The organism is Enterovibrio makurazakiensis (genome assembly GCF_050336585.1).
Taxonomy (GTDB): Bacteria; Pseudomonadota; Gammaproteobacteria; order Enterobacterales; family Vibrionaceae; genus Enterovibrio; species Enterovibrio gelatinilyticus.
This window is the reverse complement of the sequence record NZ_JAKJSE010000020.1, coordinates 120,157-143,231: the sequence shown is the minus strand read 5'-3', so window position 1 is coordinate 143,231 and position 23,075 is coordinate 120,157. Positions and strand designations below refer to the sequence as shown.

Below are 23,075 nucleotides of genomic sequence, written 5' to 3'. Positions count from 1 at the left end.
CAGTGGAACAACGACCACCTATATGGTGAAAATGGCCATGACACGCTCAAAGGCGGTACAGGCAACGACTACCTCCATGGTGGTAACGATAACGATGCCCTGTATGGCGAAGACGGTAACGACACCTTAGTTGGCGGTCATGGTAATGATCACCTTGATGGAGGTAACCATGACGACAAACTTTACGGCGAATGGGGCAATGACCGTTTAGAAGGCGGTAACGGCAACGATGCGCTGTATGGTCAAGATGGCTATGACACCTTAGTCGGCGGTCACGGAAACGATCACCTCGACGGCGGTGAGCATGACGATAAGCTCTACGGACAATGGGGCAATGACCGTCTCGAAGGCGGCAATGGGCATGACTCACTCTATGGTGAAGATGGTTATGACCTGCTCATAGGTGGCTATGGTGGTGATCTGCTCGATGGCGGTAATCACAACGATGTCCTTTACGGTGAGGGCGGTGCCGATACGCTTTATGGTGGCAACGGTGACGATAAACTCTATGGTCAAGACGCCAGCGATAAGCTGTATGGTCAGGAAGGCAACGATACCCTATATGGCGGATATGGTGCTGACTACCTAGATGGTGGAAACGGTAACGACTATCTTCGTGGTGAGGGCAATCAGGACACAGTTCGCGGTGGCGCTGGTGATGACCGAATCTATGGAGATAACGAAACTGACCACCTCTACGGTGACGCGGGTAATGACCACATCGAAGGCGGTAACGACAACGACTTCCTCTGGGGCGGTGATGACGCGGATTATCTCAATGGTAATCACGGCGATGATCACTTGTATGGTGACGCTGGTGCGGACACGCTTGTCGGCGACCGTGGTGCCGACAAACTATGGGGTGGTGACGGCGGCGATAAGCTTTATGGCGGCGTCGGCGCAGACCAACTCTTTGGTGGTGGCGGTAATGACTATCTTGATGGTGGCGACAGTGACGATTACCTTCGCGGAGAGGGAAACAAAGACACCATTCTCGGTGGTAACGGCAATGACACACTGATTGGTGACAATGAAAACGACAGTCTCCACGGTGGTAATGGTCATGATTACCTTTCAGGTGGTAACGACGATGACTGGCTGTATGGTGATGCGCACAACGACACCATTTATGGTGACAACGGTTGCGACTTCATTAATGGCGGTAGCGGAAATGACAGATTAATTGGTGGTAAACACCATGATACTTTCTATTTCGATGCTCACTCAGGTAGAGATGTTATTGCAGACTTCAACAAACATCAGGACACAATTCAGATTGATGATTCTCTTGCGTGGAAGTTTAATCAAATATCTTACTGGGCAGACGGCGCAAATACCGTGTTATCCATCAAGAATGGAACTGCGTACGTGACACTTGAGAATTACTCCATCAATAATGTGAGTGCAGACATGTTCGAGTTCACCTAATCAAAGACGTTATAATTCACTGAATTAAATCAACAAAACCCGCCCTTTGGTGGGTTTTGTTTTTTTCTTAATTGAATCAAACCTCTTGCCCACTCGCAAAATTTTCCATCTAAATCAAATAGACAACCATCGATTACGCTTAACAGGTTGAATCCCCCCCCTCTCGAATGTATATTGCGAATGATTTTGAGAAACATTCTCATTATATTAATAGGGAGTTAACATGAAAACCTTGTTCAAAGCGATGGTGCTTTCCATTTTTGCTTCATTTTCTGCACATGCACACAACATCACCATTGATCACTTGATGGGACAAACCCAAATCGACGGGACGCCAGAGAAAGTCGTCGTTATCGGTTTAGGCTCGCTTGATGCCGTTAACGCATTAGGTATCGACCCTGTTGCCGTTTCGAAAGTCTCCCAAACCCCTAACTATCTCGATAAATATAAAAGCGATAAGTACGCGAATGCAGGTAGCCTTTTCGAACCCAACTTCGAAGAGATCTACATGCAAGAGCCTGACCTAATCATCGTCGGCCCTCGCAGCTCCACCAGCTACGAAGAACTATCGAAAATCGCCCCTGTCGTTGTTTTCGCGAATAACCAAGCAGAAGGCTACTGGAAAGGCACGAAAGAACAATGGCGCAACCTTGGCAAGATCTTCAGCAAAGAAGACTTGGTAGAACAAAAAATCGCATCGCTTGAAAAAGAGTTCAACGCCATTCGCCAACATAACAGCGCCAGCAACAGTGATGCGCTGACTGTGATGAGTTCAGGCGGCAACATCACTGCCTTTGGCCCGGAGTCACGCTTCTCTGTCATCTACAAAGATTTTGGCTTCAAAGAAACCGTGAAAGACATCAAAACCGCGACCCACGGCGATTCCATTTCTTTCGAATTCATCCGTGAAGCCAACCCAAAAACGCTGCTGATCATTGACCGCGACACCCTGATCAACCCTGCTGACAGCACCACACGCGAAGACTTCGACAACGATTTGGTGAAAAGTACGCAAGCCTACAAGACAGGCAAAATGACCTATCTAGATCTGAACGCTTGGTACTTGTCCATGTCAGGTATTACGGCGACAGAGCAGATGGTTTCAGACATCAAAAACAGCGTAACGCTTTAATACTTGCTCCCGGAGAGCAGAGGTTATCTTGTTCAAGTTATTGCTTCCTCTGGGCTTTTTAAGCCTATTTTCCTTGTTCGTGGGCGTCAGCCCACTTTCACCTGCGAGTTTACTTGCAGGTGATCCTGAGGCGCTAAACCTCTTTTTTACTAGCCGTCTTCCCCGCCTGTTTGCCATTTTGCTCGCAGGTGCAGGGCTCAGTATTGCTGGCCTTATTATGCAGCAGATCAGCCAGAACCGATTTGCTGCTCCGTCTACAACGGGCACCATTGAATGCGCGATGCTAGGCTACGTGACGAGCTTGGTTTTCTTCGGCAATGGCAATCAGCTTTGGCTTATTTTCGGTGTGTCAGTGCTCGGCACCCTGTTGTTCGTTACGCTTATCCAACGGATTCAATTTCGTAACGCCGTGTTCGTACCGCTGATCGGCATCATTTACGGCAGCATCATTGATGCGGGGGCAACCTTTATTGCCTACAAGTATGACGCGGTACAAATGCTCAGTGCATGGGCAGTCGCCAACTTTGCCACCATTTTGCGCGGTGATTTCGAACTGCTTTACATTGCCATTCCTATCGCGATTTTCAGTTACCTCTATGCCACACGCATCTCTGCCGTTGGCATGGGCAAAGACTTCGCCACTGGGCTAGGTTTACGCTATCAGCATGTGGTGTTAATTGGTGTGATGCTGGTTTCCATCATGTCAGCCAGTGTGGTGATGATCGTCGGCACCCTGCCCTTCCTCGGCCTTCTGGTGCCCAACGTGGTCAGCTTGTATTACGGCGACAACTTAAGGAAAAACATTCCTCGTACCGCTGCCCTTGGCGCCGCGTTGGTCTTAGTCTGCGACATTGCTAGCCGCATGATTATCTTCCCCTATGAAATTCCCGTATCCATGCTCGTGAGTATTCTTGGTGGCCTTGCCTTCATTGTGCTTATTTTGAAGGGGCAAAAGCATGTCTGATTCCAAAAAGATGGGTCTGATGCTGATCACCGCCCTTGTGTTCTCAGCGCTATTTATTGGTATCGGACTCACGGCCAATAACTATGAGTACTTCCTGTCTCGCCGCGTGCCAAAAGTGCTTGCCATGGTGCTTGCAGGCATTGCGGTCGCGCAGTCGTCACTGGTTTTTCAGACCCTCACACACAACCGTATTCTGACACCTAGCATCATGGGTTTTGATGCGCTTTACCTTCTTACGCAAACCCTGATCGTCGCCATCTTTGGTGGTTTCAGTGCCTATGTGTTGAACGCGTATTTAAACTTTGCCATCTCTGTCGGCGCAATGGTGATCTTCTCTGTGCTGCTATTTGGTTTCTACTTCGCCAAAGAAGGTCGAAACTTGATTGTGCTTCTATTGGTGGGATTGATTCTCGGTCAGGTGTTTGGCAACGCCGCATCGTTCATCACCATGTTAATGGACCCAAACGAATTTGCCGCTGTTCAAGCGAACATGTTTGCGAGTTTCAATAACGTAAAGGTGGAACTTGTTTACCTTTGCTTGCCGGTGTTGGCGGTGATCAGCTTCGCCTTGTTCCGCATGCACCGCACGCTGGATGTGTTCTGGCTTGACCGAGATAATGCGATCAGTTTGGGCATTGATGTTCAACGCGTCACCCAACGTGCGCTGATGCTCTCCGCCGTGCTCATCGCTGTATCCACCGCGTTGATTGGCCCTGTGATGTTCTTTGGCCTGCTCGTCACCAACCTCGCCAGAGAACTTTTCAACACTTTCCAACACCGCGTATTGCTGATTGGCTGCGCCTTATTGTCTGTGTGTACCCTTCTGGCAGGGCAATGGATCGTAGAGAACCTGTTCTCCTTCGATACCACCCTGAGTGTGGTGGTGAATTTCGCGGGCGGATTGTATTTCCTTTGGATGTTACTCAAGAACAAGATTGTATAAAGCATCATGATTATTCTAGATAAAATCAGCAAAGCCTTTGGTCAACAACGTGTTGTTAGCGATGCAACAACCGATTTTGAAAAAGGCAAAGTCACCGCAGTGATCGGCCCTAATGGCGCAGGGAAAAGCACCCTACTTTCCATAGCAACACGTTTAGTTTCGCCAGATAGCGGTACGGTTGTGATTAACGGGAAAGCCATTTCAGATTGGAACACCGCAGAGTTGGCAAAGTCTCTGGCCGTGCTGCGCCAGGCGAACAGCATGAGCATGCGTTTCACCATTCGCGAACTCGTGGCATTTGGCCGCTTCCCTTATTCAAAAGGTAACCTGACCGCTACGGATAACAAAGCTATTGATCAGGCGATTCACTACCTTGATTTGGCCGCACTCCAACATCGCTACTTGGATGAACTCAGCGGTGGTCAACGCCAACTTGCCTTCATCGCCATGGTGATCGCACAAGACACGGACTATGTCTTCTTGGATGAGCCACTGAATAACCTTGATATTCGCCACTCGCTCTCCATCATGAAAACCGTTCAGCGCCTCGCGCATGAAATGGGAAAAGCCGTCATTGTGGTGATCCACGATATCAACTTCGCGGCGTGTTATGCCGACCATATCATTGCGATGAAGAAGGGCTGCATTGTTGCCAATGCCACGGTGAATGATGTGATTCAAGCTGACGTGTTGGAAGACATTTACGACACGCCGTTTAACATCGTTGAAGCCAATGGTAAGCGCATGTGCTTATATTACTGAGCCCGTGTATTACTGAGCCCTTAGGTTATTTACTCCTGAGCCCACTACTACTGTGTACATAAAAACAAAAACCCGCCAATTGGCGGGTTTCGTTTATCTGCTTACTTTTGCTCTATGACTTTAAGTGCATTGACCACTACGCGCACTAAACACTAAGCACTAAGCACTAAGCACTAAGCACTAAGCAAATCGGACATTACGCAAACTGCTTTCTGCGTAGCTCTCGAGAAAGACCCAAATACAAGCTGACACACATGACTAACAAGAACACCGCAAACGGCAAGCCTGTTGAAATGGTCGCAGCTTGAAGTGCGCCCAAACCGCCACCCATCAAGAGTGCGATAGCCGCAAGACCTTCAATGGTACACCAGAAGATACGCTGAGAAACGGGCGCATCAATCTTACCGCCCGCCGTAATGGTATCGATAACCAGCGAACCAGAATCCGACGATGTCACGAAGAAAATGATCGTCAGTACCATACCGAAGAAGCTGATCACGCCAGTGAACGGCAGCGCTTCAAACATCTTGTAAATGGAAAGCTCAGGCTGCCAGTTTCCGTTGGTGATCAAGTTCACCACGCCGTTGTAACCGCCATCCATTTGATCCAGTGCAGTGGTACCAAACGTCGTCATCCAAACGATACAAACGATGGTTGGTGCAATCAGTACCGCCAAAATAAATTCACGAACAGTACGACCACGAGAAACGCGAGCGATGAACATACCTACGAATGGAGACCATGATACCCACCACGCCCAATAGAACGTCGTCCAACCGTGGTAGAAGCCCGAATCTTCGCGTCCTACCCAGTTAGAAAGAGCAGGTAACCAGCTAAGGTAATCCACGGTGTTTGACACCACACCGCTGAAGATAAGTGCCGTTGGGCCAACGGCAATCACGAACACCATCAACATGCCCGCCATCACCATGTTGATTTCACTCAGACGCTTTACACCACCGTCCATGCCGCGATAAACCGACACAAGTGCTGCCAAGGTGATCACCAAAATCAAGATTGATTTGGTTTCAATGCCTGCATCAATACCAAACAGGTAGTTAAGACCTGCTGCAATTTGATTTGCACCTATACCCAGCGATGTTGCCAAGCCAAACAGGGTGGCCAATACCGCCATGATATCAATGACGTGACCCCAAACACCCCACACACGATCACCCAATAGCGGGTAGAACGCAGAACGCAGTGTCAGAGGTAGGTTTTTGTTGTAGTGGAAAAAGGCTAACGCCAAACCCACAACCGCATAGACAGCCCACGCATGGAAACCCCAGTGGAAAATCGATGCAGCCGTACCGATGCTACGTGCTTCCGCAGAACCGGTTTCCAAGCCCAGAGGTGGGTTTAGCGTGTGGTTCATTGGCTCTAGCACGCCATAGAACATCAAGCCAATACCTACACCCGCAGAGAACAGCATGGCAAACCAAGCAGGGTACGAGTAATCAGGTGTTGCTTCATCACCACCTAAGCGGATTTTGCCGACAGGCAAGAACGCCAGTATTAAACAGAAGATTAAAAAGATGTTGGCGGAAATGACAAAGAACCAGTCAAACGACTGTGTGATTGCAGGGCGTAGCCACCCAAAGAACTCCGCAGCTTGTTCTTGAAAAATCAACACACCCAACACAAACACCACCACCATGATGGCGGAAATTGGGAAAACAGGGTTATGGAAATCAAGCCCTAATACGTTGACGTTATCTTGACCGATTTGATAATCGGTATTGTATTGATCGTCGTTATTTACTTCCGATGTAGATTCACTCACAGCATTGCCTCCTTTTACTGCTCAACAACGCGACACGATAGAGCAGCAATAGCAACGCCCTTTCTCACTCTACGAAGAGTGAGAAAGGGCATTCATTCATTATTTTATTGTGTACGCTGTTCAATGATGACGAATCGGCCAAGAGAAGTCTGAGAAAATCCCTTTTCATCCCAATTAATGAGCAATCAGTAAGAGAAAAAATGTAATCGCAATCAAACATCTCAAAGACAAGACGTCGAGAGAAACTTCGAGAAAACATAGAAGGAAAATGTACGCCAGTAAGTAGAAGGACAGATTCAGTGGCGTAGAGAGAAATACTTATAAATTATAAGTGCTTATTTCAAAGTTTAAGGTACAGCTCCCCGTAAAACGGGTAACAAACAGTACAGGCCACGATATGGCGATATTTTCCCTCCAAAATTGAAAACGCGCTCAGTCGGCGCGTTTATGGTGTTAGAGCAATTGCTTTTAAAAGGGCTTGGTTTCAAAGGCTATGACTGAAGATCCCTCTTGGATCGCTTCCAAATCGATTGTGCCCTTTCGTCCCCCGTAGCAACAACAACACGATGAAAATCAGCGTACCTATAAAAGGAATGATGGTGATCAACATCCACCAGCCAGATTTATCGATATCGTGTAGACGTCGTATCGTAACGCCAAGTGAAGGCAATAGTGTGATCCCCCACCAAAGCAAAGAGGCGTTCAACTCCATGATATTGAAGTTATCAACACCTACCGAGGCAACATCGAGCCACAAACACAGCAACAAAATAAGGTTTTGAGTCAGGAGGAAACCAAAATATTCCTTTCTCCTTGCCCGTCCATAAAAAGTTGCATACTTCAAAAAACCAAGAAAAAACCACTTCATCTTGTTCTACCTACAGCTTATGTTTGCGGTCAGAATTCGATTAGCACGCTAACAAAGTGCAGAAGCTGAAATAGGGACTGAACACTCAAAAACACCAGCTTAATATGCGCTCAACTCTGATTTATCGCTATCGAGACGCAGTCTCACTCGTGGAAATTCATACAGTTGCATTCTCATTCTCGGACACAAGAAAATTTGAGACACCGCGCATGATCCACCATGATTCCCCCGGAGCAATTCCCAAAAAAAAACCAGCTCGAAAGCTGGTCGTTACGGCACATATTTCTTGTACTTTTAACGGGAGATCACCCAGAAAATGTGCTGCTCTTTGATTGTTCACCCCGAGGGTCAGGGCCAAATCGATTACTGCCTTTGGTACCTTCGAATGCCTGCATGATAAGAAGCACAATGACACCGAATGGCACAATACTTAGGAATGCCCACCAGCCAACTTTGTCGGTATCATGTAGCCTGCGAACAGTCACAGCTAAAGTAGGCACCAAGACAGCGACCGCATAAACCATTCCAAGCGTACCAATACCCGCTTCAGCGTTGTATGAACCAACCAACTGATCGACATACCCCAGTACAAACGACACCACAATATTTACCAGAATAAATGTCCAGTATTCCTTTCTTCGAGCACGCCCTTTGAATACGGCATATTTCTTTAACACACCAATATAGTCATTCATGATTCTCTCCCTACCCAACGCTTGCTGTGTAACAACACAAAATACCAAACACAAAACTTCAAGCGAGTAATGTATCAAATCTCACGAATATTAGGAGCATGACATATCCGTTTATATTCGATCGCCCCATTTCTTTTTGATGAAGATGCAGGTTGCGTAGTCGAAGGTAAAATGAGTAACTAGTGGCACATTTACCACGCAAGGATTGCGACCATTCAATGACGACTCTCAATCAGAAGATGACATGGATACCCGTGGTATTGGCAATCATTGCGACCATGAGCTGGGCAGGCAATATTACGCTAGCAAAAATGGTTAATGAATCCATACCACCCATCGGTCTCGCATTCTGGCGTTGGACGGTGGCTTCTATCGTACTTGCACCCTTTGTGCTGCGCCCCATGATCAAACAATGGCGTCTATTTAAAGACAACATCAGACTGGTTCTGTTGTTAGCCTTGTTCGGCGTGGCTGGCTACAACACCTTGGTGTATGTCGCGCTAAAAAACACGCTTTCCACTAACGTCGTGATTTTGCAATCCGCTTCGCCGCTCATGATTTTGCTGGTGCAGTTTTTCTTACTTAAACAAACCACGACACTGCGCCAAGCGCTCGCTATCGGGATATCCGCCATCGGTGTGCTACTTATTATCACCAAAGGCAAGCTCATCACTGACTTTACCTTTGGCAATAGTGAGCTGATCGCATTGTTCGCCATTCTCGTCTGGGCGACGTATTCTGTATTTGTACAACGCCTTCCTGACGATCTCAAAGGACTGCCTATATTGGGCTATACCGTGTTTATCGGCACTGCCATGCTGTTACCCGTTTATATTGCAGAGTCTGTGTTTGTTGAAACCATGCCGCTATCATTTGAAAGCATCGCGATTTCCCTTTACACGGGTATTTTTGCCTCCGGCCTTGCATTCTTTTGTTGGAATGCTGCATTGCAACGTATGGGAGCGGCTAAAACAGGGCAATTCATGCATTTGATCCCCGTATTTGGTTTGATTTTTTCCATGCTATTGCTGGGAGAGCGCCTCGAGAATTATCACTACATCGGCATCACATTTATTGTCGTCGGTTTGATCGTGGCAAACCTTTCTTCACGAAAACAACGTCTTCAGTCAACCTAGTCAGTTAATCTGGCAAGCCAGCGGTGATGAAAACGGATTTGAGTCACCTAGTCACATTCCGTTATAGTGACGCCCAGTAGCAATAAGGGCGCTTTAACATGTTAACCATTTCCCAAACCGTTTCTCTTTCAGACGATGAAATTGAGATTTCTTATATCCGCGCACAAGGTGCAGGTGGTCAGAACGTCAATAAGGTCTCGTCTGCCGTTCATCTGCGATTTGATATTCAGGCGTCATCGCTGCCAGATTTTTACAAAGAAAGATTGCTCGCACTCAAAGACAGTCGCATCACAAAAGATGGCGTGATTGTGATTAAAGGGCAGCAATTTCGCACCCAAGAAAAAAATCGGGATGATGCACTATCACGCCTGCAAGAAATGATAAAAAGCGTCGGTGTCGTTCAAAAAGCGAGAAGAGCCACCAAGCCAACAAAGGCATCACAAAGGCGTCGAGTTGACGGGAAAACCTTGCGCGGAAAAACCAAATCGATGAGAGGCAAAGTACAGATGTAACCCGTTGTAACCAAACCACATTGATTTTGCTTCGCTGGGTGTCTCTCGTTTCGCTATCGCGCCCAACCACACCCTTCGCCCCCACTCCGACAGTTCCCCATGCTCTTTCCACTGGTCTGATGTCACACATTCCCTGCGGGTTTTGCTGAGTTACTTGTCACCACCTCCTCTCTAGTGTTGAATCAAAATGAATCAACAAGAGGAATATCACGTGTCTCAGACTCCCTTCAAGGACTACCCGCTCTCACAAACACAAGCCATTGTTTGGAATGATATGGATGCACTCCAACACATCAACAACACGGTCTATTTTCGCTACTTTGAAGATGTGCGCGTTGTGATGCTCGAAGAGTTAAAAGTGTTTGAACACGTGAAAAGCCACAACGTCGGCCCTGTCGTGGCATCAACACGCTGTGACTACCGCGCCCCGCTCGTTTATCCAGACACCATCACTACGGTGTCATGGGTCGAAAACGTTCAGGAAAAGCGCTACACCATGAAATATGAAATCCACAGCCATAATCAACAACGCTGCGTGGCAGAAGGCGAAGCACTGATCGTTTACTGTGATTTCAAAACGGGAAAAAGCTGCGCCATCCCAGAAAACACAGCCTCCCAGCTTCAACGCTATGTGAAATGAACCGTGACCACATCATTCCTGTCCCTCACGTCACTCAGATCTGATTTCGCTTCAATGAGCCTATCGCCATTGTCCATTGATTTGGCTATGGGGGAACACCTCACGCTCAGTGGCCCGTCAGGGTGCGGAAAAACAAGTCTGCTAAAAGTATTGGCAGGTTTGCAACCCGCACAAAGCGGCGAGATCCAATGGCAACAACAACGAGTCACCGGTAACAATCTCATGTGGTGGCGCAAGCAATGCTGCTATTTACCGCAAGAACCTATATTGGGTGCAGAGACTATTTCTGGAGTGTTGCGCCTACCTTGGGCACTTAAGGCGGAATCAACGACTCCACCCAACGACGAACGCTGCTGTTCAGTGTTGTGCGATTTAGGGCTCGCCCACCACTTAGACACTGACGTCAGCACTCTTTCGGGCGGAGAAAAACAACGGCTAGCTATCGCACGCGCAATGCTGCTCGCACGCCCTATTTGGTTGCTCGATGAACCAACATCCGCGCTCGACCCTAAAAGCCGCGACAACGTCATCACGTTGTTGTCCCAACTCTCCGTGATCATGGTATCTATCTCACATGATCCTGTGTGGGCAGCATCAGCGGATCAAACCTATGACATGGGGATTCAAGATGAGTGAAGCATTAGTTATCGGCAATGGCGCATTGGCCGCTTTCTACCTGATGTTTCTCATCCCACTGCTGTTGTTCCAACGTTGGCAATTGGGGTTAAGCAAGTCGCTTATCTTCTCTGTTACCCGAATGACACTGCAACTGGCCGTGGTGGGTTTATATCTACAAACCTTGTTCGATTTTGCCAATATCTTTCTCAATACAATCTGGCTACTTGTGATGATTTTGGTCGCTAGCTGGACAGTGTGTCGACAAGCTGGTGCGAAACCCAAAAGCCTACTGTTACCCGTATTGTCAGGCCAAGCCATCGCACTGGTTTGTGTCTTGCCCGTCATGATCATTGGTGTGATTCAAGCAGAACCGTGGTGGCAGGCGCAGTATTTAATTCCTGTGGCTGGAATGCTGCTCGGAAATGCCCTGTCCGCCAATGTGCTGGCGCTAGATCGCTTCCATGCCAGCTTAAAGCAACGCCATGATGAATTTCAGTTTTACTTGTCATTAGGTTCTCCCCATCCAAGCAAACCTTTTATGAAGGAAGCGTTTACCGCTGCACTACGTCCACCACTGGCCGCCATGAGCACGCTGGGTATTGTAAGCTTACCCGGTATGATGACAGGCCAAATTCTCGGTGGGACAACCCCATTGTTGGCGGTGAAATATCAACTGGTGATCATGGTCGCGATTTTTCTTACCGTGACCCTCTCGGTCGCTACGACACTGACTTTAGCCAGCCATCGTGCTTTCGATCAATATGGCCGCTTAAAGATGTAGATTTCTCGCTAACGGCTCCATGATAAAAAGCACGGAAACAAAAAAGCCCTGACCAATCCGGTCAGGGCTTTTCACTGAATCTCTTTTCTTTCGTGTTGTCGTGAATTACGACACTGACAGTACGAAACCTGGCAACAGAACAAATACAGCGCCCAAGTAACCTACAACAGTCAGTTTTGATTTTACTGCGTAATCCGCCAACAACTCTGCACACTTAATCGGTAGCTCACGCAGGAACGGCAAGCCATACACAACCAGAATACCCAGCACGTTAAACGTGAGGTGTACCAATGCAATTTGAAGTGCAAAGATGGCGTTGCCACCCGTTACGGCTGTCGCTGCCAGCAACGCAGTAATACATGTACCGATGTTTGCACCAAGGGTGAACGGGTAAACCTGACGGATGCTCAGAACGTTCGTTCCAACCAAAGGAACCACCAAGCTCGTTGTTGTCGAAGACGACTGCACTAGGATAGTCACCAGCGTGCCTGATGCGATGCCGTGGATTGGACCACGACCGATTGCGCCATTCAGCACTTCGCGTGCCTTACCCACCATCAGCTTTTTCATCAGTTTACCCATAACGGTAATCGCAACGATGACCAAGAAAATCCCGAAAAGAACCAGTGCGACACCACCCAAGTTACCAGGAAGCGCCTCAAACACAGATTTAGCGCCGTTCACAACAGGTTTGGTGATTGGTTTGATGAAGTTGAAGCTCTTCATGCTGAGGTTGTCAGCTTGCATGAGCGGAGAAACCAACCATGCAGAGATTTTCTGAAGGAAGCCAGTCATCACTTCCAAAGGAAGGAAAATGAGAACAGCAATCAAATTGAAGAAATCATGCACGGTGGCACAAGTGAAGGCGCGACGAAATTCGTCTTTACAGCGTGCGTGGCCCAAACTCACCAATGTGTTGGTGACCGTTGTACCCACGTTCGCACCCATGACCATAGGGATAGCCAGTTCAACAGGCAAGCCGCCTGCAACCAAACCAACGATAATTGATGTCACGGTGCTAGAAGATTGAATAAGTGCAGTGCCGATAATACCAATCATCAAACCCGCAACTGGGTTTGTGGCAAACTCGAACAACTCTTTTGCTTGCTCGCCCGCAGCCCACTTAAAGCCGCTACCGATCATTGAAACAGATAAAAGCAACAGATACAGCATGCCGATCAAAGCTGTCCATTGCAGAGCGCGTTTTCCTGGAGCGTTAGACTGAGGTCTTGGGAGTGCTTCAGTTTGGATGCTCATAACTCACTTCCTAATATGTAAGTAATTTGTCGGTTCGCAGGCATCCTATGAATGTATTGTGACAGTAATATTACCAACAAATTTCATTTGACGATTTTTTGAAGCTTTTGTGACTAATTCATGACCCTCGAGCAATTAATTTGATGCGGAACACAAAAAAGTTTTATCGTAAAAATCCCTATAAAATAGCCAGTTACGAGTGAAAAGAGCAGCCATAAAAAAAGCCCGAATCAACGGGCTTAACGAAGTATTATTTTTTGATTATTTTTGTGACAAAGCGACATATAAAGCGATGTATACCCAAACAACCTGAAGATGCAGGATTCAGCGAGTTTTACTGGCGTTATGATCAAGGCGTCCCTTTGCCGATGTAGCGATCTCCATTAAAAAGGGATAACACCGAGCATGGCGTCAGTAAACTCGCCCGAAGGGAGGCCCTCAGTGCGTCCACTTCATCGTTAAATTCCTGTGAGATAGAATGCTATTTCTACAAGAATTTGCCTTGAATTAAACGCACTGATGGCCTCTGAAATCGAACATCTTCAGGTTGTTTGGGTATAGAAGGTTACTCAGTAACCCATTGCGCGAGACACAAACGCGCGAGTACGATCATGCTGAGGATTGTCAAAAATCTGAGATGGTGGACCTTGTTCAACAATCACACCACCCTCCATAAAAATCACTTTGTCAGCAACATCTCGAGCGAACTGCATTTCGTGTGTCACGACCACCATGGTCTGTTTTTGTTCAGCAAGCTGCTTCATAACCGCCAAGACTTCGTCAACCCACTCAGGATCAAGCGCAGAGGTTGGCTCATCAAATAAAATGACATCGCCTTTACAAGCCATGGCTCGTGCAATGCCAACCCGCTGTTGTTGTCCGCCAGAAAGCTGTGCCGGGTATTTGTGAAGGTGCTCAGCCATACCTACGTTTTCCAGAAGTTGCTTCGCGGTTTCCTCTGCTTTCGCTTTCGGCTCTTTCCATACCGTGACTAACGACTCCGCGACATTCGCCAGCGCAGTTTTGTTGGCAAACAAGGCGTAACTTTGAAACACGAAGCTACTTTGTTTACGAAGCCGCTGAATATCCGCTTTGCTAGCGCTCTCAGCGGCTACACGAGCCTCACCAATTTGAATCTCACCCGTTGTTGGCGTTTCCAAATAATTAAGGCAACGTAGCAAGGTTGATTTCCCTGTACCTGACGGCCCAATGATGGCGACAATTTCACCTTGATGTACTTCAAGATCTATCTGCTTAAGTACTTCAACATCACCAAAGCGTTTACTCAAACGTGTCACATTAATCATCGCGCATACGCCTTATTCAACCTGACTTCCAACAACGACTGAATCTGAGTGAAGAAAATCACCACCACCCAATAAATCAGAGCCACCGCTAAAAACGCTTCAAAGAACTTAAAGCTTGATGACGCTTCCATCTGCGCCTTTGCCATGATTTCAGCCACGCCGAGCGTAAACGCAAGCGAAGTGCTTTTTATCATGTCGATGAAATAGTTCATCAATGAAGGCGTAGCGACGCGAGCAGCTTGAGGCAAAATGATACGTCTCATCGCTTGAAGCTCGGTCATGCCGATACTCAAGCTCGCTTCCATTTGGTTTTTATCAATACCAACAATCGCCGCGCGAATACTCTCAGCCATATACGCAGAGAAGTGGAGCGAAATACCAATGACGGCGGCAGTAAATGCATCCATGCCGACAAATATCGGGAAGACCTGCGGCAGACCGTAATAAAGCAGGAATAGCTGTACTAGCAGAGGCGTACCTCTAAAGAAAGAGATGTATACCACTACAAACGCATTCAATACGTTTACTCTGAACACCCTTACCAATGCCAAGCACACTGATAACACCAGAGCAATCGCAAAGCCAATCAATGACATCTCTAACGTTATTCCCAGATACTTCACCAGTATCGGGAACAACGCCAGCATGTAGTCAAAATCGAAACTGTTCATTATTGCGTGATGTCAGAATCAAACCACTTTTCAGAAATCGCAGTCAGGGTGCCGTCTGCTTTCATTTCTGTCAGGGCTTGATCGACTTTTGTTTTAATAGCCAGCTTCTCAGGGGTATTCAAAAACGGCATCGCGTTTTGAATCGTCTCAAACGGTTCGCCAGCTAGCGCCAATGGTAGGCCTGATTTCTTAATGAGCTGTGCAGAAGAAACGCGGTCCATGATGAAGGCATCAGTACGTCCTAGTGCGACATCTTGTTCGAAGCCTGAATCATACGTAATGATGTTGATTTCGTTGTTCTTGTCGTAGTTACGCAACAGCTGTTCAAAGTTGCTTCCCAAGTTAACCGCCACTTTTTTGCCTTTCAGATCGTCGATGCTTTCAATGTCATCGCGGCCTTTTCGGATCACCACTTGCGCACCATCCACCACATAAGGCACTGAGAACGCGTATTTTGCTTTGCGGACGTCGGTCATGGTGATTTGGTTACTGATGGTATCAATGTGGCCAGCTTCTAGCATGCCAAACAAGCCAGAGAAGCTAGAGGTGACAAACTCAACATCGTAATCAGCACGTTGGCCAATTTCATTCCATACATCGACTTCAAAGCCCTGCAGTTTGTCCAGCTTAACGAAAGTGAACGGGAAATAGCGGCCTGACATACCGACTTTGATTTCATCTTGAGCAAGCGAAGCAGTTGACGTGAAGCTGGCAGCCAAAGCAAGGGTGGCTACTAAAAGGTTTTTCATCGAAGGCATTATGATTACTCCATTATTCTGATGCCGCCAATGTAACCTAAGTGTAATTGAGTCATAAATAACTAAACGTTCTATTTAATACTCTATCAATAAAGCATTTATCAAACTTATAAATCGCATTCGTATAATTGAACAGTGTTTTTGACTAAATATTCACCATTATTAAGCAACAATCACACCTTAGTGATTGATGCCAGACACTATGTCTCCCTATTCCGCCCTCTCGATGAAGAATGTTTTGCTTCACTTTCATAGTTGCCTATTCACTGCGCATGATAGCCAAGCGTCCTACTTTCAATGCAAAAACACACACTTCATTCACAAGCCATTCTGTTAATAAGATCACTAAAATCAATGATATGTGACTGCCTTCTCAGTCAAATCATCATGCAACATTTATCCAGTAAAGGGCTTATTTGTCCAATATCTTAAGCCCCAGACCGAGCGCATAATCAGCCCATCTCAATACAAACCCAAAATTACAAACCCCAAATTACAAACAAAGGTCTGAACCATGAAAACAAACATAGCCGAGTTAAAGCGTCACCTACTCACCGGCACCAGCCACATGTTGCCATTCGTTGTTGCAGGTGGTGTTCTACTTGCTCTTTCGGTAATGCTAGGCGGCAAAGGTGCCGTTCCTGAAGGTGTATTCCTTGAAGGCATTTGGGATATGGGTATCGCAGGTTTCACCCTGTTCGTTCCTGTTCTTGGCGGTTACATCGCTTACTCAATCGCAGACCGTCCAGCACTTGCTCCAGGTATGATTGGTGCTTACCTTGCTAACCAAGTACAAGCGGGTTTCCTCGGCGCAATCATCGTCGGTTTCATCGCCGGTTACGTTGTCCTGCAACTGAAGCGCATCCCTCTTTCTAACAAGCTTAAAGCGCTGTCTACTTACTTCATCATTCCAATCGGCGGTACGTTCATCGTATCTGCACTGGTTGTTTGGGTAATCGGTCAACCTATCGCTGGCTTCATGGCATTCATGAACGAAGGTCTGCAATCAATGGCTGGCGCTTCTAAAGCAGTGCTTGGCGCAGTTCTTGGTGGTATGACTGCATTCGATATGGGCGGTCCTATCAACAAAGTAGCAACCCTATTCGCACAAACTCAAGTCGGCACTCAACCTTGGTTGATGGGCGGCGTTGGTGTGGCAATCTGTGTGCCACCACTAGGTATGGCTCTAGCAACTTTCCTTGCTCCTAAGAAATACTCTCCAGAAGAAAAAGAAGCAGGTAAAGCTGCAGCAATCATGGGTTGTATCGGTATCACTGAAGGTGCTATTCCATTCGCAGCAAATGACCCAGCACGCGTTATCCCAGCTATCGTTGCAGGCGGTATCGTCGGTAACGTTGTGGCCTTCATGGCAGGCGTTCTTAACCACGCACCTTGGGGTGGCCTGATTGTTCTGCCGGTTGTTGAAGGTCGCATGATGTATGTCATTGCCGTCATCGCTGGTGCCGCAACCACAGCCCTTGTTGTGAACGCATTGAAGAAACCTGTCGCAGAACGCGAAGAAGAAACAGCAGCGAAAACAGAAGAACTAGAACTGTCTTTCGACTAACAAGCGCTGCAAAAACAACATGAATTATCGGAGCGACAACCCCAACTCACGTTGTCGCTCCACACTGAACTTAAAAATTATAAAAGTGTATAAGAGAGATTTACTATGAAACTTATTGGCGTAACTTCTTGCCCGTCTGGCGTTGCTCACACATACATGGCTGCTGAAGCTCTAGAAACCGCAGCAAAAGCAAAAGGCTGGGACGTTAAAATTGAAACTCAAGGCGCAATCGGCATTGAAACCGAGCTGACTGCTGCAGACGTTGAAAGTGCAGATGTTGTGGTTCTGACCAAAGACATCGCTATCAAAAACGAAGAGCGCTTCAACGGTAAAAAAATTGTTCGTGTGACTGTGACTCAGGCAGCTAAACAAGCACCTGAAATCATCGCAAAACTTGAGAGCATGCTAGCTCAAGCATAATTTCGACATCACCGCGGTATACCTTTACCGCGGTTTTTGACTTTCCTGCACCGTAAAGCACAACCCTTTTCCAACGCCTTATTCCGCTTTACGCCCTCGTAGTTTGCTCAAAGGCATCCACATGCACAATATTGCTGAATCCCTCACCGACTTTACTGGCAAACTCATTGCCATTTGCAGCAACGAAAACACGCCGCCGGAAGGCGCATACCAAGTTAACTTTAACCGTTTAGAGATCATTCTTGATGGTGAGTACGACCTATTCGTGGATGCAAAAGAAGGCAGCGATAAGCTCACGCTAACGCAGGGTAACATGGTGTACATCCCTTCCAATGCGTGGAGTAAACCTACGTGGGATAAACCCTGCAAAATGATTTCAGTGCTATTTGGCAAGCATCAAGTCGGATTCAGCTTTGTGCAATACACCCCGGATGGCGGATTTATTGATGTTCAAAAGCACGCGCTCGCTTTGCCCTCTTCCATGGCGCTTGGACACGTACTCGACGCCCTCAATTGTATGAGTGATAAAAGCCGTTCAAACGTGATGGGAGAGCACCTCGCCAATGCGCTGATTCAGTACTGCCTCGAACTCCTTGGAAACCCCGTACAAAGCAAAATCAGCCGCAGTGAGAAGCTCTACCGCAGCATGTGTATTTACGTGCAAGAGAACTTCCACAAAGACATCACCCGCGTGACCGTCGCCAGCCGATTTGGGGTGTCATCCGCCCACGTTTCTCGTCTATTCAACCAAGAAGGTTCCGTGAAGTACGCCGATTACGTAACCTATGTTCGCCTCGACCGCGCCAAGTTCATGCTAAAGAAATACAACTTCAAGTTAGAAGAAATCGCTCACCGTTGCGGCTTCAAAGACACCAATTACTTTTGCCGGGTATTTAAAAACAAGACGGGTAAAACGCCGAGTGAGTATCGATTGGGGGCGGTTTAGTGGCTTTGAGGATAATACTAAGCTCATATCTCTCCAAACCAGATAGTGATACCCAGATAGTGATCCCCAAACAACCTGAGAATGCAGGATTGGGCGAGCTATACTGATAAGGGATGAATAAGCCTTTGTCATTGTGTTTCACTAGGTCTAAAAATCAGCCAACATCAAAAGCGTATCGCTTATTGCTAACCACTCCCAGTTACTTACCGCTATTAAGTCCAGACACAACCTACTGAAATTGACTAGATTATGGTTTCCTTAATCCGTATGTCCCGTTAGGGTTAGAGTGGAAATACTGAAAGATACTTACTCAGCAAAAAACATAGATTTATTTCTGAACATGTCGAAAATTAGGGAATGGGAACGTCCTTGTAGCGTAACCATCAAAAATGAAAGGAGTTCAAAATGAAATATATGCTGTTGTTGTATGCTGCACCGGACAAAGAGCCTGTCTATGGCACCCCTGAGTTTGATGAAATGATGACCGCGTTTGCTGCGACCAGCGAAGCCTATAAAAACGACGGTGTTCTTGTGGGTGGAGAAGGATTGCAGGGTATTGAAGCCGCCACTTCACTCCGCATCAAATCCGGTAAGGTGGAAACCATGGATGGTCCCTTTGCAGAAACGCGTGAGCATCTGGGTGGCTATTATATTGTCGATGTAGCGGATCTAGATACCGCCTTGAAATATGCCGAAATGATACCCATCGCCCACTTCGGCAACATCGAGGTACGCCCGTTGTTGGACTACGATCAAGAGCACTGACAGATGAAGAATGCCGTTCCCAAAGCTATCGCGGTCAGCCACATCATTGATGAGGTGCTTCGCCGCGATCGGGGACGGATTTTGTCTGGGCTAATTTCCAGATTTGGCGACTTCCAAATGGGCGAAGATGCGTTGCAGGAAGCATCTGTTGCCGCTCTCAAACATTGGGGTCGAGTAGGTATTCCTCACGATCCCGTCGCGTGGCTAATGAAGGTGGGATTGAACAAAGGGATCGACCAAATCCGTTCAGCTCAACGCGAAGCGATAAGAGCAAACGACTTAGCGATCAGCACACCAAATCATGTCTATGAAGACATTCCGGAAACAATCCCAGACGAACGCCTGCGTTTAATTTTCACCTGTTGCCACCCCGCACTTGAGGAAAAGTCCCGAATTGCACTGACTCTGCGCACAGTGTGTCATTTAACAACCCGAGAGATCGCAGCAGCCTTCCTCGATAATGAACAAACCATGGGACAACGCCTGTCCAGAGCAAAAAAGAAAATCAGATCCAAAGGCATCAGTTTCTCTGTACCGGAATCAGAGGGCTGGACAGAGAGACTAGGAACCGTTCTTTCTACGATATATCTGATTTTTACCACTGGCTATGTCAGAGAAGACACTGGACCACGAGATCTATGCGAAGAAGGTATTTTCTTGATGCGCCTTTTACGCAAACTTTGCCCTAATGAACCTGAAATAGAAGGTGCGCTTGCGTTGATGCTTTTGACTGATGCAAGGCGAGTCGCAAGAATCGACGGTGACGGTGCTATCGTGCCTATAGAAGAACAGAACGAAGAGATTTGGCAGAATGACATGGTTGCGGAAGGGAGAAGCATCCTTGAAGACGCAATCGGACGCATGCAACCAGGTCCCTTCCAAATCAAAGCAGCCATCGCAGACTGCCACATGTTGCGACCCAAACCTGATTGGCCACAGATGTCCTTGCTCTATAGGGCGCTTTGGGTATTCGAACCAACCCCTGTCGTCGCTCTGAACTGGTCTGTGGTCATAGCCGAAACAGGACACTATGAACTCGCGTTGCAAAAACTTGATGAATTGCAAAGTAAACTCAAAAACTACCAACCTTGGTACGCCGCTCGCGGTCATATCCTAGCAAAACTTGGCGAATTCTCAGGCGCTCGCAACGCTTACATACAAGCTATTGATACCGCACCAAGCGATGCGTCACGCAAATTGCTGGAACGCAAATTAGATATATTAAATCTGTCCAACCAACCAAAGTGTCACAGCCAGCGTAGCGAATGATCTTAAAAGATTGATCCCTTACTGTGCCTACATTTAGCGAATTCGAAACGACTGAATGCTTGGCGACACGGGCTAATTTAAATACAAATCAAGATTGGTTTGTGCATAAGCCACCTTTGAAAACGCTACTACTGATTCCAAATCATCAATGTTCAAATCACCAATGTTAGTGGTGAACTACCACCACTATTTTTCGGATGAATCGCAATAGCTGGTTCCCCGAGGTTGAGGTTAAAGATGGCTATCCTTCGCAGATCTAGGTGTCTAACCTGGTTTTTTTAGTCTGTGTTTTTAAGCTGGGTATCTAGGTTGCGTGTCTAAAGCAACTTTCTAATGCATTGATACCAAAATACATTGCCGAACAATGACGACGGTTGATAAATACATGTTGCAGTAGTACTCTTCATTTAGGTTAGTTGGAAGCCTACCTCGCCAAAGCAATCGTACCAACGCATAAACCAGAGTTAATCAGCGTTTCACTCACATATCATCCCACAACCAATAGCGAGCAGGTTGTATACAAGGAGGACGATATGCGTCATCAAAACAATCCCGATCTTCAACTGTGGCTTCGCGAAGCCAAGTTTCTACAAAAATCCGCTCAATCTGATTCACTGGCACAATCTCTGCCCGTGCTTAGGCGCTTGCTTGAATCTAAGATATACACCAATATCACGTTACCAGAACTCAAGCGCCACTCAGCCACTATTCAACGTAAGCATCTACTTCATATGTTGGCAGCCGAGAACGGACAAAGCTGTTGGGCGGACTTTAAGAAAACCATTTCAACGGCTCCGAAAGGTACACTTCTCCCCTATAGCACCGAACGGCTAGATGCTGGTTATTTGGTTCAGTGGTTCTCTTCCGTTTCGGAGGCACAACGCTATACCGAGCAACACAGTGGAAAAGTGGTGAAGGTGGGAAGTCAGGCAGCCGTAGTGCCAGAATAATAGAAAACTTAGTTTAAACGGGGGCAAGAGCCTCCGTTTATTTGAATGAGATTTAAATCGGTTTGCCTCTTTAGGGCCTAGAGTAGAAACTCATCAAAATTCCGCGCCACTGAATTTCCAATGTCTCAGCTAATGACCGATAGCGTGTCTGTAGTGTTTTAAGTACTGGTTAAATACTCAGCCCTGATGGTGACGGTGCATAATCTTCAATTACACCGATTTGTCACTATTTAACAAGGTGACTTTTGGAATTCGGATCTTAGTTTTATAAAACAGAATGTTACGTTAGATGGTAGAATGGCAGTTTGTTGTTATTGGACTAAATGGTGTGTTTAAACACACCATTTTTGGGTCTAATACACTGTTATACATACAAGGAAGTGTCAGGTGTCATCTGATCAAATTGCTAGATTCATAATTGGAATGAGTTGGCTGTATCATGGAATATTCCCTAAATTGCTACATATTGCTCCTCTAGAAAAAGCAATGACAGCTAGCCTTGGTTTTTCTGAAGAAATCTCTTATTTAATCACTAAATCTGCTGGTATTGGTGAACTCATATTTGGCTTAATCTTTATCGAATTTTATAAGAGTCGTATCGTTATAATTCTAAATATTATGGGCTTAAGTGGTTTGCTGCTATTTGTGGCAATCTTACAGCCCCAGTTATTAGTTGGCGCGTTTAATCCAGTCACAACTAATATTCCCTTAATAGGTTTAAGTTTAATCTTATTAAGTAACACTCAATCTCGACAGCATGGTTAAATGTATGTATAACAAATAAGAATAAGTGTCGCGCAGCCGACACTTTATTCGGGTGTTGAGCAAGCCCGACGCCCCTTTTTATTTAGTAAATTGCTCGGATGAGCATAGGATGGATCTACGCCCGCCACTTTTGTCAGG

24 protein-coding genes are annotated in these 23,075 nt (G+C 46.8%); 17 read left to right on the top strand and 7 right to left on the bottom strand.

What is annotated here, in order from left to right; all coding sequences use genetic code 11:
• The 5 genes from L4D06_RS16245 to L4D06_RS16225 all read left to right on the top strand — a co-directional run.
• Positions 1-1,428: calcium-binding protein (locus tag L4D06_RS16245; RefSeq protein ID WP_429740429.1), on the top strand; the 1,428-nt coding region annotated here is incomplete at its 5' end.
• 223 nt (positions 1,429-1,651) lie between these two features.
• Complete coding sequence (locus L4D06_RS16240) at positions 1,652-2,560, top strand: siderophore ABC transporter substrate-binding protein (protein WP_429740428.1); 909 nt, start codon at positions 1,652-1,654, stop codon at positions 2,558-2,560.
• A gap of 28 nt (positions 2,561-2,588) precedes the next feature.
• On the top strand, positions 2,589-3,524 hold the full coding sequence (vctD, locus tag L4D06_RS16235; RefSeq protein WP_429740427.1) for an iron chelate uptake ABC transporter permease subunit VctD: 936 nt from the start codon (positions 2,589-2,591) through the stop codon (positions 3,522-3,524).
• Positions 3,517-4,467, top strand: coding sequence for an iron chelate uptake ABC transporter family permease subunit (locus L4D06_RS16230; protein ID WP_429740426.1), 951 nt, complete (start codon positions 3,517-3,519; stop codon positions 4,465-4,467). The genes vctD and L4D06_RS16230 overlap by 8 nt, the downstream gene beginning before the upstream one ends.
• A gap of 6 nt (positions 4,468-4,473) precedes the next feature.
• Entirely contained in the window at positions 4,474-5,229 is a 756-nt protein-coding gene (locus L4D06_RS16225; protein WP_429740425.1) for an iron ABC transporter ATP-binding protein, read from the top strand.
• Between the two features lie 196 nt (positions 5,230-5,425).
• On the opposite strand, the gene L4D06_RS16220 is transcribed toward L4D06_RS16225, so the two are convergent.
• From L4D06_RS16220 to L4D06_RS16210, 3 genes are all read right to left on the bottom strand, one after another.
• On the bottom strand, positions 5,426-7,012 hold the full coding sequence (locus tag L4D06_RS16220; RefSeq protein ID WP_429740424.1) for a BCCT family transporter: 1,587 nt from the start codon (positions 7,010-7,012) through the stop codon (positions 5,426-5,428).
• A 484-nt stretch (positions 7,013-7,496) separates the two neighbouring features.
• Positions 7,497-7,880 carry a DUF805 domain-containing protein gene (locus tag L4D06_RS16215; RefSeq protein ID WP_274166953.1) on the bottom strand — a complete coding sequence of 128 codons (384 nt, stop codon included), beginning with the start codon at positions 7,878-7,880 and terminating at the stop codon, positions 7,497-7,499.
• A gap of 305 nt (positions 7,881-8,185) precedes the next feature.
• The gene (locus tag L4D06_RS16210; RefSeq protein WP_274166954.1) at positions 8,186-8,575 is read right to left on the bottom strand and encodes a DUF805 domain-containing protein; all 390 of its coding nucleotides are present in this window, start codon (positions 8,573-8,575) and stop codon (positions 8,186-8,188) included.
• Between the two features lie 218 nt (positions 8,576-8,793).
• Between L4D06_RS16210 and L4D06_RS16205 the strand changes: the two genes are divergently transcribed.
• From L4D06_RS16205 to L4D06_RS16185, 5 genes are all read left to right on the top strand, one after another.
• Positions 8,794-9,711 (top strand): DMT family transporter, encoded by a 918-nt coding sequence (locus L4D06_RS16205; protein WP_429740423.1) that lies wholly within the window; start codon positions 8,794-8,796, stop codon positions 9,709-9,711.
• Positions 9,712-9,809: 98 nt separating this feature from the next.
• Positions 9,810-10,223, top strand: coding sequence for an alternative ribosome rescue aminoacyl-tRNA hydrolase ArfB (gene arfB, locus L4D06_RS16200; RefSeq protein ID WP_274166956.1), 414 nt, complete (start codon positions 9,810-9,812; stop codon positions 10,221-10,223).
• A gap of 211 nt (positions 10,224-10,434) precedes the next feature.
• Complete coding sequence (locus tag L4D06_RS16195) at positions 10,435-10,863, top strand: acyl-CoA thioesterase (protein ID WP_274166957.1); 429 nt, start codon at positions 10,435-10,437, stop codon at positions 10,861-10,863.
• Between the two features lie 54 nt (positions 10,864-10,917).
• A complete protein-coding gene (locus L4D06_RS16190; RefSeq protein WP_429740422.1) occupies positions 10,918-11,499 on the top strand; it encodes an ABC transporter ATP-binding protein in 582 nt (193 codons plus the stop codon).
• Entirely contained in the window at positions 11,492-12,262 is a 771-nt protein-coding gene (locus tag L4D06_RS16185) for an ABC transporter permease (protein WP_274166959.1), read from the top strand. The genes L4D06_RS16190 and L4D06_RS16185 overlap by 8 nt, the downstream gene beginning before the upstream one ends.
• Before the next feature lie 105 nt (positions 12,263-12,367).
• Here L4D06_RS16185 and L4D06_RS16180 read toward each other — a convergent pair whose 3' ends face one another.
• The 4 genes from L4D06_RS16180 to L4D06_RS16165 all read right to left on the bottom strand — a co-directional run bounded on the left by L4D06_RS16180 (position 12,368) and on the right by L4D06_RS16165 (position 16,255).
• Positions 12,368-13,519 carry a Na/Pi symporter gene (locus tag L4D06_RS16180; protein WP_429740421.1) on the bottom strand — a complete coding sequence of 384 codons (1,152 nt, stop codon included), beginning with the start codon at positions 13,517-13,519 and terminating at the stop codon, positions 12,368-12,370.
• A gap of 569 nt (positions 13,520-14,088) precedes the next feature.
• Positions 14,089-14,826: an amino acid ABC transporter ATP-binding protein gene (locus tag L4D06_RS16175; protein ID WP_274166961.1), complete on the bottom strand. Its 738-nt coding sequence runs from the start codon at positions 14,824-14,826 to the stop codon at positions 14,089-14,091.
• Positions 14,823-15,497 (bottom strand): amino acid ABC transporter permease, encoded by a 675-nt coding sequence (locus L4D06_RS16170; RefSeq protein ID WP_429740420.1) that lies wholly within the window; start codon positions 15,495-15,497, stop codon positions 14,823-14,825. The genes L4D06_RS16175 and L4D06_RS16170 overlap by 4 nt, the downstream gene beginning before the upstream one ends.
• Positions 15,497-16,255: an amino acid ABC transporter substrate-binding protein gene (locus tag L4D06_RS16165; RefSeq protein ID WP_429740419.1), complete on the bottom strand. Its 759-nt coding sequence runs from the start codon at positions 16,253-16,255 to the stop codon at positions 15,497-15,499. The genes L4D06_RS16170 and L4D06_RS16165 overlap by 1 nt, the downstream gene beginning before the upstream one ends.
• A gap of 514 nt (positions 16,256-16,769) precedes the next feature.
• Here L4D06_RS16165 and L4D06_RS16160 point away from each other — a divergent pair.
• The 7 genes from L4D06_RS16160 (at position 16,770) to L4D06_RS16130 (ending at position 22,937) form a co-directional block, all read left to right on the top strand.
• Positions 16,770-17,822 (top strand): PTS fructose transporter subunit EIIC, encoded by a 1,053-nt coding sequence (locus tag L4D06_RS16160; protein WP_274166964.1) that lies wholly within the window; start codon positions 16,770-16,772, stop codon positions 17,820-17,822.
• A 105-nt stretch (positions 17,823-17,927) separates the two neighbouring features.
• Positions 17,928-18,242: a PTS fructose-like transporter subunit IIB gene (locus tag L4D06_RS16155; protein WP_035024190.1), complete on the top strand. Its 315-nt coding sequence runs from the start codon at positions 17,928-17,930 to the stop codon at positions 18,240-18,242.
• Positions 18,243-18,363: 121 nt separating this feature from the next.
• A complete protein-coding gene (locus tag L4D06_RS16150) occupies positions 18,364-19,188 on the top strand; it encodes an AraC family transcriptional regulator (RefSeq protein WP_429740418.1) in 825 nt (274 codons plus the stop codon).
• 405 nt (positions 19,189-19,593) lie between these two features.
• Positions 19,594-19,953 (top strand): YciI family protein, encoded by a 360-nt coding sequence (locus L4D06_RS16145; RefSeq protein ID WP_429740417.1) that lies wholly within the window; start codon positions 19,594-19,596, stop codon positions 19,951-19,953.
• A 3-nt stretch (positions 19,954-19,956) separates the two neighbouring features.
• Entirely contained in the window at positions 19,957-21,222 is a 1,266-nt protein-coding gene (locus L4D06_RS16140) for an RNA polymerase sigma factor (RefSeq protein ID WP_429740416.1), read from the top strand.
• 533 nt (positions 21,223-21,755) lie between these two features.
• On the top strand, positions 21,756-22,172 hold the full coding sequence (locus tag L4D06_RS16135) for a hypothetical protein (protein WP_429740415.1): 417 nt from the start codon (positions 21,756-21,758) through the stop codon (positions 22,170-22,172).
• A gap of 387 nt (positions 22,173-22,559) precedes the next feature.
• The gene (locus L4D06_RS16130; RefSeq protein WP_429740414.1) at positions 22,560-22,937 is read left to right on the top strand and encodes a DoxX-like family protein; all 378 of its coding nucleotides are present in this window, start codon (positions 22,560-22,562) and stop codon (positions 22,935-22,937) included.
• Positions 22,938-23,075: the final 138 nt, after the last annotated feature.

What these genes read in the sequence shown, in the direction of transcription:
- L4D06_RS16180 (WP_429740421.1), bottom strand. Translation starts at nt 13,519, where the DNA reads ATGAGCATCCAAACTGAAGCACTCCCAAGACCTCAGTCTAACGCTCCA.
- L4D06_RS16145 (WP_429740417.1), top strand. Translation starts at nt 19,594, where the DNA reads ATGAAATATATGCTGTTGTTGTATGCTGCACCGGACAAAGAGCCTGTC.
- L4D06_RS16185 (WP_274166959.1), top strand. Translation starts at nt 11,492, where the DNA reads ATGAGTGAAGCATTAGTTATCGGCAATGGCGCATTGGCCGCTTTCTAC.
- L4D06_RS16240 (WP_429740428.1), top strand. Translation starts at nt 1,652, where the DNA reads ATGAAAACCTTGTTCAAAGCGATGGTGCTTTCCATTTTTGCTTCATTT.
- L4D06_RS16165 (WP_429740419.1), bottom strand. Translation starts at nt 16,255, where the DNA reads ATGCCTTCGATGAAAAACCTTTTAGTAGCCACCCTTGCTTTGGCTGCC.
- L4D06_RS16210 (WP_274166954.1), bottom strand. Translation starts at nt 8,575, where the DNA reads ATGAATGACTATATTGGTGTGTTAAAGAAATATGCCGTATTCAAAGGG.
- L4D06_RS16155 (WP_035024190.1), top strand. Translation starts at nt 17,928, where the DNA reads ATGAAACTTATTGGCGTAACTTCTTGCCCGTCTGGCGTTGCTCACACA.
- L4D06_RS16175 (WP_274166961.1), bottom strand. Translation starts at nt 14,826, where the DNA reads ATGATTAATGTGACACGTTTGAGTAAACGCTTTGGTGATGTTGAAGTA.
- arfB (WP_274166956.1), top strand. Translation starts at nt 9,810, where the DNA reads ATGTTAACCATTTCCCAAACCGTTTCTCTTTCAGACGATGAAATTGAG.
- L4D06_RS16170 (WP_429740420.1), bottom strand. Translation starts at nt 15,497, where the DNA reads ATGAACAGTTTCGATTTTGACTACATGCTGGCGTTGTTCCCGATACTG.
- L4D06_RS16140 (WP_429740416.1), top strand. Translation starts at nt 19,957, where the DNA reads ATGAAGAATGCCGTTCCCAAAGCTATCGCGGTCAGCCACATCATTGAT.
- L4D06_RS16135 (WP_429740415.1), top strand. Translation starts at nt 21,756, where the DNA reads ATGCGTCATCAAAACAATCCCGATCTTCAACTGTGGCTTCGCGAAGCC.
- L4D06_RS16215 (WP_274166953.1), bottom strand. Translation starts at nt 7,880, where the DNA reads ATGAAGTGGTTTTTTCTTGGTTTTTTGAAGTATGCAACTTTTTATGGA.
- L4D06_RS16230 (WP_429740426.1), top strand. Translation starts at nt 3,517, where the DNA reads ATGTCTGATTCCAAAAAGATGGGTCTGATGCTGATCACCGCCCTTGTG.
- L4D06_RS16205 (WP_429740423.1), top strand. Translation starts at nt 8,794, where the DNA reads ATGACGACTCTCAATCAGAAGATGACATGGATACCCGTGGTATTGGCA.
- L4D06_RS16225 (WP_429740425.1), top strand. Translation starts at nt 4,474, where the DNA reads ATGATTATTCTAGATAAAATCAGCAAAGCCTTTGGTCAACAACGTGTT.
- L4D06_RS16160 (WP_274166964.1), top strand. Translation starts at nt 16,770, where the DNA reads ATGAAAACAAACATAGCCGAGTTAAAGCGTCACCTACTCACCGGCACC.
- L4D06_RS16190 (WP_429740422.1), top strand. Translation starts at nt 10,918, where the DNA reads ATGAGCCTATCGCCATTGTCCATTGATTTGGCTATGGGGGAACACCTC.
- L4D06_RS16150 (WP_429740418.1), top strand. Translation starts at nt 18,364, where the DNA reads ATGCACAATATTGCTGAATCCCTCACCGACTTTACTGGCAAACTCATT.